Below are 13,072 nucleotides of genomic sequence, written 5' to 3'. Positions count from 1 at the left end.
GCATCCAATGGGAAAGATCGATCGTCGTTGAACTTGGCATTGACTTCCCGGGCATGCCCAGCATATTCGGTCGGCTAGTAACGCAAGACCAGCGCTTCATTGCATTTGAGATCGACACGACTGATGAGATACGAGTGGAGCAGTGGGAGGACATAACGAGCGCCCAAAATTTCAACGAGCACAATCGAGGCACAGGCGTTGGACGCGGAGCACTGGCTCTCAGGGTTTTGCGTGAACTGAGTGCGTAGTTGCTATTCATGCTGTCGCTGAGTGCAAGCGCTTTCACCGGTGCGACTGAAGCCAACCAGGAACCGACGTTCGCGCCCGTGGCAAGATCGTGCTGATCGGCCCCGAGCCCTCGGTACTGTCCAGCTAAAAAGGCAAGCTCGCTGCACGCATCGATTTCTTTGCCGTCCAGTTGAATGATGACCCTCTCCCCGTGACGAATTCAATTCCGTATTACGCCAAGAACTACGATGTGTTTGTACTGCTTGGTGCACCGAGCTTGTTGCCTTGGCAATGGCAGGTATGGGTGAAGATCGAGCAGTTGCTCGCGCCATTTGTCCGCTCAGACCGCGGAAAGCCGACGGTCCGTTCAAGCCAAACCTCGGGTTTGGGGAAAGAGTATCGATCGGTCGCCTTCGGAAAGATGGGTTGGGATTTGAAGTCACATGCACGTTGGGCGCACGGTTCGCCCTCCAACGCCCTCGAGTCGAATTCTTGGAGGTTCCTTGGAACGGAAGCATGGGCGCCATCATGGACGGTATGCGAGAAAGAACATGAGGCGCCGGACTTCTACTTGCATCTACTTTCGGCGCCTAACGTCCAACATGGAGGCGCATCTCAGTTCGGCTCCATGTTGGTAGTCGCATTGGCAGCTTCTGCCTCTGAAATGCGCCGGGGGGAGCTCCGCGCCGCAATGACCGCCGTTGCAACGCTGCTCGAGAGCCCTCTCGTGGTTTGTAAGCACCGTGCCTGGGGTATCGCGTCAGGCACTGCGGGCGGCTTTCGGGATGCCATTCAGGATTTCGGCGTCGGGCGCGGATTGTTCAGGGAAGAAGACCCTCACGCGCAGCCGATCAGCCTCGAAACCTTTTCTGAAGCGTGGAGCTCGCTTCAAGTTTAAACAACGATGCAGGCCCAGCGACCGGGCCGCTGATTTGGCGTAGGCCCTTGTGCAGGGCTGCTGCAGAGGAATCTGTACTTCCGGTTCGGCCTCCTTTTCGCCGCTAACCTGTGCGGCTACAGTCGGCCTATCGACAATGTTTCAAAATCTGATCGGTGACGTTGTCTGTATGGAGGCGGGGCGACATCCCCGAAGAGAGGTTGTAGATGAAGTTAAAGTGGATATTTTTGGCTCTGCCCATTTTTCTTGTTGCTTGCGCTGCGCCGAGCGGCAAGCCTAAGCCCCAGTCGTGGGTGTCAGATTCAAAGAACGGAGAGTTGGTCATCTATCGGCCCGGATCGTTCGTATTCGGAGCTCGGAATGTCTACTTCTATGTAGATGGCGTTGAAGTTGCAAGTCTAGGATCAGGAACATATTCGCTGATAAAGCTTCCTCCCGGAGCTTATCGTCTTTCTCAAAAGTGGGACTGGGACATGATGATCAAAGACATAGAGATTGAAATCAATGTCCCGTCCAAGGAAAGGACATACGTCCGACTGTCGCAATTGGGCGGTGAGTTTTATGGGGGAGTACTTCACACTACTTGGCAACTTGGATCGGTACCCACGGACGAAGGCTTGAGTGAGATCAAAGGGCTTGAAGCAAGAGCGCCAAGCAATACTTCGCAGTGAGAGGCCTTCCGGGCATCGACTGAAGTCTCCATCGACGGGCAGCTTTCTTCGTGCTGGTACTTCCGCTTAGGGGCCCACAAGAGACATAGCAGCATCTCTGAAGAAGTCATTCAAATTGTGGAGACTGTCGCGCGCCTCTCAGCCAGATCGTCGCGCCACACCACAGCGACTTACGGCCGCATTGGGCTCAGTGGTAGTCCTCTTCGCGCTGATGACGAATTGCCAACACCCTGACTTCCCGCCCTGGAAGGATTTCGTAGAGGGCCACGTAGCCTGTGGAACCAAGCCCTACGATCAACTCTCGGCGCGTTGTACGCCTGCCGTCGCTCGCTTTCCGATACGCCCAAGGATTCTCGGCCAGCCGCTTCTTGATACTGGTGCGAAGCTCGTGCAGTACATGCTGGGCATGGTCCAGTTCCTCCAAGGTCTCTGACCGAGCGACGAGGAACTCAAACAACCGCTCAAGGTCATCCTCGGCTTGCGGGGTCATCTCAACCCCGAACAACTCAGTCACGTGCCAGAGCCTTGCAATTCGCGACGTCGTGCATCAATGCGGGTCTGGACGCGGTCAAACACTTCGTCCACGGGGTGTGAAACACCGGTTCGCAGGTAGTCCTGCCAAGCGGCCTCGCCACGCGCATGGAAGTCCGTCTGGACGCGACGGAAGTCAACTGCTCGGCGCACGGCATCGGCCACAAAGGTGCTGATGGTTTCCTCTTCACCCAGGACCGCTTCGAGCTCGGCACGCAGTTCCGGCTCAACGCGAACGGCAGGTAAGGTGCACGATTTCATGGCCGTAAGCGTAGCACATTTGTAATGCGTTCGCCACTTTGTCCCGACGCCGACATCGGAAGGTGACTTCGAGTGTCTGGTCCTGGCTGAGCCGGCTGTAGTCAACGCGCGGCGTCGGAACGGGCGCGCGGCGCACTGCGAGCAGCACAGCAGTTCACGGCAGGCGTCCGAAGCGGTTTGCCCCAGATTGCGGCGCACCTGCGCGATGTCGTGGCACTCATCCAGCTGGCTTGGAAGGAGCGCGCGGACTTGGCGCTATGTCATCTGGCGCGGCTTCAACGGAATCAGGTCGGCACCGATGCGCAGCTTGTCCAGGTAGTCCGCCCAGCGCTGCATCATTTCCCGGCGCGCGGGGAGATGCGCAGTGCGGTTGTACGCACGACCGTTGGTATCCCTGACCATGTGGGAGAGCTGGTGCTCGATGAAGTCCACGCGCTCGCCAAGCACCTCATCCATGATGGTCCGCGCGGTTGCCCTGAAGCCGTGAGCCGTGTGGACTTCGGCGCTGTAGCCCATTCCACGCAGGGCGGCATTGATGGTGTTCTCGCTCATGGGGCGTTCACCCGTCCGTATGCTCGGAAACACAAACCGTCCATGCCCTGTGATTGGGTGGAGGTCGCGCAGGATCTCCACCGCCTGGGTTGCGAGCGGCACGACATGATCGACCTTCATTTTCATCTTCGGGCCGGCGATGCGCCACTCGGCCGCGTCCAGGTCGATCTCGGCCCATTCCGCGGTGCGCAACTCGCCGGGCCGGACAAACAGCAGAGGGGAAAGCTTCAGCGCGGCAACGGTGGTGGGGTGGCCGCTGTAGGCATGGATCGAGCGCATCAGGTCGCCGACTCTCTTGGGCTCGGTGATGGCGGCGAAGTGCCTGGTCGCTTTCGAGGCCAGAGCTTCGCTCAGATCGGCGGTCACGTCCCTCTCTGCCAGTCCTGACACCACTGCGAAGCGAAACACCTGCCCGCAAAGCTGCTTGACGCGATGGGCGGTATCGATGGCGCCGCGTGCTTCCAGCTTGCGGACCACCCGCTCCAGAATGTCGCGCGGACCGATGGTGGAGATGGGCATCTTGCCGATGAAGGGGAACACGTCCTTCTCGAGCCATGTCTTGACCTTGAGCTGCGTTCCACTCGCTCGTTTGGCCGCGGTCTTTCCCAGCCACTCGCGCGCAACCGCCTCGAACGTATTCGCCGCCGCGTCGGCTCGGGCTCTCTTTTCTTCGCGCTTGGCCGCGCTCGGGTCGGTCCCGTCCGCCAGCAGCTCGCGGGCGGCGGCGCGGCGATCCCGGGCTTTGGCCAGCGAGACCTCCGGGTAGGTCCCCAGCGCCAGCGTTTTCCGCTTGCCGGCGAAGGTGTAATCCATTCGCCAGTATTTCCCGGCAGTCTTCACCAGCAGGTACATGCCGGCGCCGTCGGCATATTTGTCGCCGTTGGCCTTCCCGGTGGGCTTCACCTGCCTAACAAACGTGTCTGTCAGTGCCATCTCCACTCCTTAACGGTATCTCGTCACGGGGATCTCCGAGGTACCGGCAAAAATGACGGTATTTCTGTGGGAAGGGATGCTACGCCGCGTGTCGTCGCGAGGCAAAGAAAAACCCGCTACGCTGGGGAAACGTGCGGGTTTCTGGTGTGGAGTGAGACGCCGTGAACCGGGTCCTTGGTGCCTTCGACAGGAATCGAACCTGTATCTGAGTCTTAGGAGGACCCCGTTCTATCCATTGAACTACGAAGACGGAGGGCGGCCCGGACTTTACCAGTTTGGCGCCGTGCCGCCGCGCAGAGGCCGGTTCAGCGCAGGCCGATGCGCGAGGCGTGCCAGCGCAGCACGTCGGCGCGCAGCGGGTCGGAGGCCTCGATGCGGTTGGCGCGCACCTGCAGCGCGCGCATCTGCTCGACTTCCTCGATCACCTTGCCCGGGCTGAGCAAGGCCTGAACGAGCACGCTGGCCTCTTCGGCGAGCGCCTTGAGCGCGCCAGCCAAGCCACCGGATGCGCTCGTGCCGGACGATCGGTCAAGGGTAGACATACGGGAACTCCTGGGATTCGTTGGTCGGGAAATGACCGCCATTTTAGGGTTTACCCGAATCCCGCCCGAATGCGAGGAAAAACTGAATCCGGCCGGTGCTGCCACAGGCCTTTCGCTCGTGTGCAATTCCTCCCGCGCAGCCTGCGCGGCGGGGCTCGCCCGCCCTCGCTCGGCACGGGCTAACCCCAAGACAAAATCTTGAAAAAGTTGACCATGGTCAAGCAGGCCGAGTTATTCCTGCGCGCACCATCGCCCCTGTTCGCATCTCGGCTCAGATCCATCAAAAAAAAAGAGCGCACCTTACACAGGAGACAACATGATGAAGAACTTCTTTTCGCGCACCCGCGCTTGCCGGGCCTCAGTCTTCACTGCGGCCATGCTGGCGCTGGCGGCTGCCACGCCAGCTTCCGCATGGGAGCCCACCAAGCCGGTGGAGTTCGTGATCCCGGCGGGCACCGGCGGCGGCGCCGACCAGATGGGCCGGCTGCTGCAGGGCATCGTCATCAAGTACAAGCTGATGAAGGAGCCGCTGATCGTCGTCAACAAGTCGGGCGGCGCGGGGGCCGAGGGCTTTCTTGCGGTGAAGGAAGCCAAGGGCGATCCGCACAAGATCATCATCTCGCTGTCCAACCTGTTCACCACGCCCATGGCCACCGGCGTGCCCTTCAACTGGAAGGACATGACGCCCGTCGCGATGATGGCGCTCGACCAGTTCGTGCTGTGGACCAACGCCGAGCAGCCGTACAAGAACGCTTCCGAGTTCATTGCGGCCGCCAAGGCGGCGGGCCCGAGCAAGTTCAAGATGGCCGGCACCGGCTCCAAGCAGGAAGACCAGATCATCACGGTGGCGCTGGAGAAGGCCACCGGCACCAAGTTCATCTACGTGCCGTTCAAGGGCGGCGGCGAGGTGGCGGTGCAACTGGTGGGCGGGCACGTGCAATCGACGGTCAACAACCCGATCGAGGCGGTGGCCCAGTGGCGTGCGGGCAAGCTGCGCGCACTGTGCGTGTTCGACGACCAGCGCATGCCGTTCAAGGCCAAGGTGACGGAGACGCAGTCGTGGAACGATGTACCCACCTGCAAGGAAGCGGGCGTTCCCACCAAGTACACGATGCTGCGCGGCATCTTCATGCCCGCCGGCGTGACGCCCGAGCAGCTCGCCTTCTACGTGGACCTGCTGACCAAGATCGCCGCCACGCCGGACTGGAAGGAGTACATGGAGAAGGGTGCCTTCAACCCGACCTTCATGACCGGCGACGCGTTCACCAAATGGCTCACGGAAGCGGAAGCCACGCACCGCACGCTGATGACGGAAGCCGGCTTCCTGGCCAGCAGCAAGTAGCAATCACCGAGCGTCGCGCGGCGCTCCTTGCCCTGATGAGACGGCCGCCGGCAGGGCGGCGGGCGGAGCGCTGCACTTCGGGTTTCACGGCATACACATGAACGATGGGGACTCCATGGAGCACGACGAGAATTCAGCAGACGGGCCGGTGCGCACCGGCGTAGCGACCCACGTGGTCGAGGCCGTGGTCGCACTGGTCCTGGTGGCCATCGGCCTGGTGGTGATCTACGAGAGCCAGAGGCTGGGCTCGGGCTGGACCAGCGACGGGCCCGGCGCGGGGTACTTCCCCTTCTACATCGGCGTGATCATCACGATTTCCGGCGCCGGCATCCTGTACCAGGCATTGCTGGGCAAGAACAGGAAGACCGAGGTCTTCGTCGACTCGGTGCAGCTCAAGCGCGTGCTGTCGGTGCTGCTGCCGGCCACGGTGTACGTGGGGGCGATCTCGCTGCTCGGCATCTACGTGGCGTCGGCGATCTACATCGCGCTGTTCATGGTGTTCCTGGGCAAGTACTCGTGGGTGAAGAGCGCCATTGCGGCGCTGGTCGTCAACACGGTGTTCTTCTGCATGTTCGAGGTGTGGTTCAAGGTGCCGCTGTTCAAGGGCGCATTCGATCCTCTCCGGTTTCTCGGCTACTGAATCTCACGGAGCAAATGCGAAATGGATGAAATCAGTGCCCTGATGCAGGGCTTCTCGGTAATCCTCACGCCGATGAACATCGGCCTGATGTTCGTCGGCATCATCCTGGGCGTGCTGATCGGCGTGCTCCCGGGCTTGGGCGGCGCCAACGGGGTGGCGATCCTGCTGCCCCTCACGTTCACGATGTCGCCGACCTCGGCAATCATCATGCTGTCGTGCATCTACTGGGGTGCGCTGTTCGGCGGGGCCATCACCTCCATCCTGTTCAACATCCCGGGCGAGCCGTGGTCGGTGGCCACCACCTTCGACGGCTATCCGATGGCGCAGCAGGGCAATGCGGGCGCCGCGCTGACCACCGCCTTCACCTCGTCGTTCGTGGGTGCGCTGCTGGCGGTGATCATGATCACCTTCCTGGCGCCGCTGGTGGCCAAGTTCGCGCTCAAGTTCGGCTCGCCCGAATTCTTTGCGGTGTACCTGCTGACCTTCTGCAGCTTCGTGGGCATGGGCAAGGGCTCGCCGTTCAAGATCCTGGCGTCGATGGCGCTCGGCTTCGCGCTGGCCAGCGTGGGCATGGACACCGTCACGGGCCAGCTGCGGCTCACCTTCGGCCAGCCCGAGCTGATGCGCGGCTTCGACTTCCTGATTGCGGTGATCGGCCTGTTCGGCATCGGCGAGATCCTGCTGTCGATGGAAGAGGGCCTGAAGTTCTCGGGCAAGAGCGCGAAGATCGATCCCAAGGTGGTGCTGCAGACCTGGAAGCAGCTGCCGCAGTACTGGGTGACTTCGCTGCGCAGCTCGCTGATCGGCATCTGGATGGGCATCACGCCCGGCGGCGCGACACCGGCTTCGTTCATGGCCTATGGCCTGGCCAAGAAGATGTCCAAGCGCGGCTCCAAGTTCGGCACTGGCCAGATGGAAGGCGTGGTGGCCCCCGAGACCGCAGCGCACGCCGCGGGCACCAGCGCGCTGCTGCCGATGCTGGCGCTGGGCATTCCGGGTTCGCCCACCGCCGCGGTGCTGCTGGGCGGCCTGCTGATCTGGGGCCTGCAGCCCGGCCCGCTGCTGTTCGTCGAGCAGAAGGACTTCGTCTGGGGCCTGATCGCCAGCATGTACCTGGGCAACATCGTGGGCCTGATCGTGGTGCTGAGCACGGTGCCGCTGTTCGCTTCGATCCTGCGCATTCCGTTCTCGATCATTGCGCCGGTGATCATCGTGATCTGCGCCATCGGCGCCTACACGGTGCACAACGCGATGCTCGACATCTGGTTCATGCTCGGCTTCGGCGTGGTGGGCTATCTGTTCAAGAAGCTCGACTTCCCGCTGGCGCCGCTGGTGCTGGCGCTGGTGCTCGGCGACAAGGCGGAAGACTCGTTCCGCCAGGCCATGCTGGTCTCGCAGGGCGACGTGACGATCATGTTCTCGAACCCGCTGGTCGGCGGCATCACCACCCTGGCGCTCGTGCTGCTGTTCTGGCCGCTCATTTCCAAGGTGCTGGCTTTCGTCAAGCCCAAGAAGCCCGACGAGTTCGCCGTCGAGCGCCCGGTGGACTGAACGGAGAACAACCACATGCCAGTGATCGCACTCACCCAGGAGATGGGTTCCCTTGCCAAGGACGTGTCGCTTCGGCTTGCCGAAGCGCTCGGCCTCGCGGTCATGCGCCACGAGACGATCGAGCGCGTGGCCGACCGCATGCAGGTGCCGACCAGCTTCATCGGCCGCCTGCGCGACGGCAAGGCCGGTTTTGTCGAGCGGTTCACCGCCGACCGGCGCAGCCTGGCGCTCTACACGGCCGAGGAACTCTTTGCGCTGGCCGACCGCGGCAACGTGGTGCTGCGCGGCTGGGGCGCGACCTGCCTGCTGCGGCCGGTGCCGCACGTGGTGTGCGTGCGCATCACGCGCTCGATGAAGAAGCGGGTCGAATGGCTGATGGCGCACCTCGAAACCGACGATGCCGAGTTTGCCGAAGCCGAGATCCGGCGCAGCGACGACGCGCACGCCGCGCGCATGCATGCGCAGTTCGGCGTGACCTGGGGCGACCCGGTGCTCTACGACCTGGTGCTCAACACGGACCGCCTCTCGGTGGACAGCTGCGTGGCTCAGATCCGCGCGCTGGTGGAGCGCCCCGAGTTTGCCGAGACGCCGGCCTCGCGCGCGCTCCTGGCCAACATGGCGCTCGCGGCGCGGGTGAAGTCGGCGCTCAAGGACAACGAGGCGACCGGAGACATCCGCGTGACCGTCGAGGCCGACCAGGGCAAGGTCAAGCTGAGCGGCATCGTGCTCGATGCACAGGAGCGCGCGCTCACGCAGGAGGTGGCCTCCAAGGTCGACGGCGTGAGCGGCGTCGACAACGCGCTGCGCCTGATGACCGTTCCGCGCCGCTTCGCGTCGGCCAAGCAGACCTGAGCCATCCACGATTCTTCGGAAAGGATTCTTTTCGTGAAACACCGAGGAACCGGCTTTGCCGGGCCTCTGGTGTTGCCCCCGGTAGGGGGTTGGCGAAGCGACACGAAGTGCGCGAAGACTGGGGGCGAGCTAAATCTTCCCGCGCTTTCGGAGCCGGCTCAGGGTTTCTGCGGAGAGATTGAGGTACGACGCCAGCTCCTTGCTGGGAATGCGGTCTTCCAGCTCGGGGTGCTTGCGCATGAAGCGGTGCACGCGGCCGGGGGCGTCGAGCAGATGCAGCGTGATGGTGTGCGCCATGATCTCGCTCATGCCGCGCATCACGCAGTATTCGAACAGTTCCTTGGTCTCGGGGTGGCGGTCCAGGAACGCGATCCACTCCTTCAGCGGCAGGCTCGCCACGCGCGCCTTGGTGACGCAGACGATGCCGTAGGGCGTGGGCGTGCCCAGCCGCAGCGCGGCGTAGCTGGTTTCCATGTCGTGCGCATCGGCAAAGCGCAGGATCATTTCCTTGCCCTCGGGGTTGCTCACCACCCGCTTGAGGATGCCGTCGAGGATGAAGTACTGCTCCATCTCGCGCACGCCCTGGTGCAGCAGGAAATCGCCCTTGTTGCCGTCCACGATGACGAGATGGGTTTCCAGCTCGGCGCGCTCGCTCTCGCTCAGGTCCTTGAGAAGGATGTTCTGCCGGAGCTGCGCGCGAATGATGTTCTTCTCCGGGTGGTTTTCCAACAAGGTCATGGGTCCCGTCTTGCTCGAATGCGCAACAACAACTTCTGGTTCATCTGGCCGGTGCCGTTTTCCGGAAAGTTGACCGAGGTCAACGCCCGAAAGCATGCCCCCGAATCATAGTCCCGGCTCGGGCCTCGGCCATTCAACCAAGCAAGAAGGAGAGACATGTCTTCAGTAAGAACGGACAAAGAGGCATCCACCACCCTGGACGACGCCCTCAAGCCCAAGAACAGGGCAAACGACGGCGATGCGGTCGTGGTGGCCCTCAAGCACCCTGCCGACGAGGCATCGGCGGCGCACGAAACGACCATCGACGGCTTCCACCTGGTCATCGATGCGCTCAAGCTGAACGACATCGACACCATCTTCGGCCTGCCGGGCATTCCCATCACCGACCTCACGCGCATGGCGCAGGCCGAGGGGCTGCGGGTCATCTCGTTCCGCCACGAGCAGCATGCGGGCAACGCCGCCGCCGCCGCCGGCTTCCTCACGCAGAAGCCCGGCATCTGCCTGACGGTGTCGGCGCCCGGCTTCCTGAACGGCCTCACGGCGCTGGCCAATGCCACCACCAACTGCTTCCCGATGATTCTCATCAGCGGCTCGAGCGAGCGCGAGATCGTCGACCTGCAGCAGGGCGACTATGAGGAGATGGACCAGCTCGCGATCGCCAAGCCGCTGTGCAAGGCGGCCTTCCGCGTGCTGCATGCGCAGGACATCGGCGTGGGCATCGCACGCGCCATCCGCGCGGCGCTGTCGGGCCGCCCGGGCGGCGTGTACCTGGACCTGCCGGCCAAGCTGTTCGCGCAGACCATGGAGGCCGAAGCCGGCCGCCGCTCGCTCATCAAGGTGGTCGATCCCGCGCCGCGCCAGATTCCCGCGCCCGACGCGGTCAAGCGTGCGCTCGACCTGCTCAAGGGCGCCAAGAAGCCGCTGATCCTGCTGGGCAAGGGCGCGGCCTACGCGCAGGCCGATGCCGACATCCGCGCGCTGGTCGAGAAGACCGGCATTCCCTACCTGCCGATGTCGATGGCCAAGGGCCTTTTGCCCGACACGCATGCGCAGTCGGCCGCGGCCGCGCGCTCCTACGTGCTGCAGGAAGCCGACGTGGTGATGCTGGTGGGCGCGCGCCTGAACTGGCTGCTGTCGCACGGCAAGGGCAAGACCTGGGGCCAGGACAAGGGCGCCAAGCAGTTCATCCAGATCGACATCGCGCCGACCGAGATCGACAGCAACGTGGCGATTGCCGCGCCGGTGATCGGCGACATCGGCTCCTGCGTGGCGGCGCTGCTCGCGGGCGTGGATGCCAAGTGGGCCAAGCCGCCGGCGGAATGGACCGGCGCCATTGCCGAGCGCAAGGACAAGAACCTCTCGAAGATGGCCGTGACGCTGGCCGCGCGGCCCTCGCCGATGAACTTCCACAGCGCGCTCAGCGTGATCCGCGACCAGGTGAAGGCGCGGCCCGACGCCATCGTGGTGAACGAAGGCGCCAACACGCTGGACTTCGCGCGCAGCATCGTCGACATGTACGAGCCGCGCAAGCGCCTGGACGTGGGCACCTGGGGAATCATGGGCATCGGCATGGGCTTTGCCGTGGCCGCCGCGGTGGTCACCGACAAGCCGGTGATCGCCATCGAGGGCGACAGCGCCTTCGGCTTCAGCGGCATGGAGGTGGAGACCATCTGCCGCTACAACCTGCCCATTTGCATCGTCGTGTTCAACAACAACGGCGTCTACCGCGGCACCGACGTGAACGCGAGCGGCACGCCCGACGTGGCGCCCACCGTGTTCGTGAAGAACGCGCGCTACGACAAGCTGATGGAAGCCTTCGGCGGCGTGGGCGTCAATGCCACCACCGCGGACGAATTGCAGAAGGCGCTGGCCGAAGCCGTGGCTTCGCGCCGTCCGACCCTCATCAATGCCGTGATCGACGAGACCGCCGGCACCGAAAGCGGCCGCATCACCAGTCTGAACCCCAGCACGGCGAAGAAGAAGTAACCCAGCATCCTCAAGGAGAACCTCAAATGAGCAACAAACCCCTCAACGGCATCAAGATCATCGACTTCACGCACGTGCAAGCCGGCCCGGCCTGTACCCAGATGCTGGCCTGGTTCGGCGCCGACGTGATCAAGGTCGAGCGCCCGGGCGCCGGCGACGTCACCCGCAGCCAGCTGCGCGACATCCCGAACGTCGACGCGCTGTACTTCACCATGCTCAACAGCAACAAGCGCTCGATCACGCTGGACACGAAGAAGCCCGAGGGCAAGGCCGTGCTGGAAAAGCTGATCCGCGAATCCGACGTGCTGGTGGAGAACTTCGGCCCCGGCGCGCTCGACCGCATGGGCTTCACCTGGGCGCGCATCCAGGAGCTGAACCCCAAGATGATCGTCGCCTCGGTCAAGGGCTTCAGCGACGGCCACCACTACGAGGACCTGAAGGTCTACGAGAACGTGGCGCAGTGCGCCGGCGGCGCCGCCTCCACCACCGGCTGGTGGAAGGGCGAGAACTCGGTGCCGACGATCTCGGCCGCCGCGCTGGGCGACTCCAACACCGGCATGCACCTGGCCATCGGCATCCTGACGGCCATCATCGGCCGCCAGCAGACCGGCAAGGGCCAGAAGGTGGCCTGCTCGATGCAGGACGCCGTGCTCAACCTGTGCCGCGTGAAGATGCGCGACCAGCAGCGCCTGGACAACGTGGGCTACCTGGAGGAATACCCGCAGTACCCGCACGAGATGGACGCCTTCAAGGACAAGGTGGTGCCGCGCGGCGGCAATGCCGGCGGCGGCGGCCAGCCGGGCTGGATCCTGAAGTGCAAGGGCTGGCAGACCGACCCCAACGCCTACATCTACTTCACGGTGCAGGGCCACGCCTGGGACCCGATCTGCGACGCGCTCGGCAAGCCCGAGTGGAAGACCGACCCTGACTACATGACCCCCAAGGCCCGCCAGCCGCACATCGACCAGATCTTCGCCACCATCGAGGACTTCATCAAGGACAAGACCAAGTTCGAGGCGGTGGACATCTTCCGCAAGCACGACATTCCCTGCGCCCCGGTGCTGTCGATGAAGGAACTGCTGCACGACGAGTCGCTGCGCAAGAGCGGCTCCATCGTCGAAGTGCCGCACAAGGAGCGCGGCAGCTACTGGACCATCGGCAGCCCGATCAAGTTCTCGGACCTCAAGCCCGAGGTCACTGCCTCGCCGCTCCTGGGCGAGCACACCGAAGAGGTGCTCGCGGAGCTTGGCTACACCCAGGCACAGATCGACAACCTGAAAGAATCGAAGGCCGTCTAGCGGACCACCCCGGCTCGCCGCTTCACGAGACGCGGGCGAGCCGGGAAAT

At 63.4% G+C, this 13,072-nt stretch carries 13 protein-coding genes and 1 tRNA gene; 8 read left to right on the top strand and 6 right to left on the bottom strand.

Going from position 1 to position 13,072, the window contains the following annotated elements; genetic code table 11:
* Positions 1 to 439: 439 nt before the first annotated feature.
* Both ACAM58_RS22300 and ACAM58_RS22295 read left to right on the top strand, forming a co-directional pair.
* A complete protein-coding gene (locus ACAM58_RS22300) occupies positions 440 to 1,126 on the top strand; it encodes a hypothetical protein (protein ID WP_230537962.1) in 687 nt (228 codons plus the stop codon).
* A 206-nt stretch (positions 1,127 to 1,332) separates the two neighbouring features.
* Positions 1,333 to 1,797 (top strand): hypothetical protein, encoded by a 465-nt coding sequence (locus tag ACAM58_RS22295; protein WP_125967249.1) that lies wholly within the window; start codon positions 1,333 to 1,335, stop codon positions 1,795 to 1,797.
* 187 nt (positions 1,798 to 1,984) lie between these two features.
* On the opposite strand, the gene ACAM58_RS22290 is transcribed toward ACAM58_RS22295, so the two are convergent.
* From ACAM58_RS22290 to ACAM58_RS22270, 5 genes are all read right to left on the bottom strand, one after another.
* On the bottom strand, positions 1,985 to 2,311 hold the full coding sequence (locus ACAM58_RS22290) for a type II toxin-antitoxin system RelE/ParE family toxin (protein ID WP_015867267.1): 327 nt from the start codon (positions 2,309 to 2,311) through the stop codon (positions 1,985 to 1,987).
* A complete protein-coding gene (locus tag ACAM58_RS22285; RefSeq protein WP_167313213.1) occupies positions 2,308 to 2,589 on the bottom strand; it encodes a YlcI/YnfO family protein in 282 nt (93 codons plus the stop codon). The genes ACAM58_RS22290 and ACAM58_RS22285 overlap by 4 nt, the downstream gene beginning before the upstream one ends.
* A gap of 255 nt (positions 2,590 to 2,844) precedes the next feature.
* Entirely contained in the window at positions 2,845 to 4,074 is a 1,230-nt protein-coding gene (locus tag ACAM58_RS22280) for an integrase arm-type DNA-binding domain-containing protein (RefSeq protein ID WP_015867265.1), read from the bottom strand.
* Positions 4,075 to 4,249: 175 nt separating this feature from the next.
* Positions 4,250 to 4,324, bottom strand: a tRNA-Arg gene (locus ACAM58_RS22275).
* Between the two features lie 55 nt (positions 4,325 to 4,379).
* On the bottom strand, positions 4,380 to 4,616 hold the full coding sequence (locus tag ACAM58_RS22270) for a hypothetical protein (protein WP_018906867.1): 237 nt from the start codon (positions 4,614 to 4,616) through the stop codon (positions 4,380 to 4,382).
* A gap of 316 nt (positions 4,617 to 4,932) precedes the next feature.
* Here ACAM58_RS22270 and ACAM58_RS22265 point away from each other — a divergent pair, with 316 nt between their 5' ends.
* The 4 genes from ACAM58_RS22265 to ACAM58_RS22250 all read left to right on the top strand — a co-directional run bounded on the left by ACAM58_RS22265 (position 4,933) and on the right by ACAM58_RS22250 (position 9,001).
* A complete protein-coding gene (locus ACAM58_RS22265; RefSeq protein WP_015867263.1) occupies positions 4,933 to 5,958 on the top strand; it encodes a tripartite tricarboxylate transporter substrate binding protein in 1,026 nt (341 codons plus the stop codon).
* 115 nt (positions 5,959 to 6,073) lie between these two features.
* Complete coding sequence (locus tag ACAM58_RS22260) at positions 6,074 to 6,598, top strand: tripartite tricarboxylate transporter TctB family protein (protein ID WP_018906866.1); 525 nt, start codon at positions 6,074 to 6,076, stop codon at positions 6,596 to 6,598.
* Between the two features lie 21 nt (positions 6,599 to 6,619).
* The gene (locus ACAM58_RS22255; protein WP_018906865.1) at positions 6,620 to 8,149 is read left to right on the top strand and encodes a tripartite tricarboxylate transporter permease; all 1,530 of its coding nucleotides are present in this window, start codon (positions 6,620 to 6,622) and stop codon (positions 8,147 to 8,149) included.
* Positions 8,150 to 8,164: 15 nt separating this feature from the next.
* Entirely contained in the window at positions 8,165 to 9,001 is an 837-nt protein-coding gene (locus ACAM58_RS22250) for a cytidylate kinase family protein (RefSeq protein ID WP_018906864.1), read from the top strand.
* Between the two features lie 129 nt (positions 9,002 to 9,130).
* Here the strand turns inward: ACAM58_RS22250 and ACAM58_RS22245 are convergent, their stop codons facing one another.
* Positions 9,131 to 9,739, bottom strand: coding sequence for a Crp/Fnr family transcriptional regulator (locus ACAM58_RS22245; RefSeq protein ID WP_015867259.1), 609 nt, complete (start codon positions 9,737 to 9,739; stop codon positions 9,131 to 9,133).
* A 156-nt stretch (positions 9,740 to 9,895) separates the two neighbouring features.
* Between ACAM58_RS22245 and oxc the strand changes: the two genes are divergently transcribed.
* Together oxc and frc are read left to right on the top strand one after the other, a co-directional pair.
* Positions 9,896 to 11,725, top strand: a complete 1,830-nt coding sequence (gene oxc, locus ACAM58_RS22240; RefSeq protein ID WP_015867257.1) for an oxalyl-CoA decarboxylase — start codon at positions 9,896 to 9,898, stop codon at positions 11,723 to 11,725.
* A 26-nt stretch (positions 11,726 to 11,751) separates the two neighbouring features.
* On the top strand, positions 11,752 to 13,023 hold the full coding sequence (gene frc, locus ACAM58_RS22235) for a formyl-CoA transferase (protein ID WP_015867256.1): 1,272 nt from the start codon (positions 11,752 to 11,754) through the stop codon (positions 13,021 to 13,023).
* Positions 13,024 to 13,072: the final 49 nt, after the last annotated feature.

The organism is Variovorax sp. V116 (assembly GCF_041154435.1).
GTDB classification, from domain to species: domain Bacteria; phylum Pseudomonadota; class Gammaproteobacteria; order Burkholderiales; family Burkholderiaceae_C; genus Variovorax; species Variovorax paradoxus.
The sequence above is the reverse complement of the archived record's forward strand: the minus strand, read 5'-3'. Positions and strand labels throughout refer to the sequence as shown.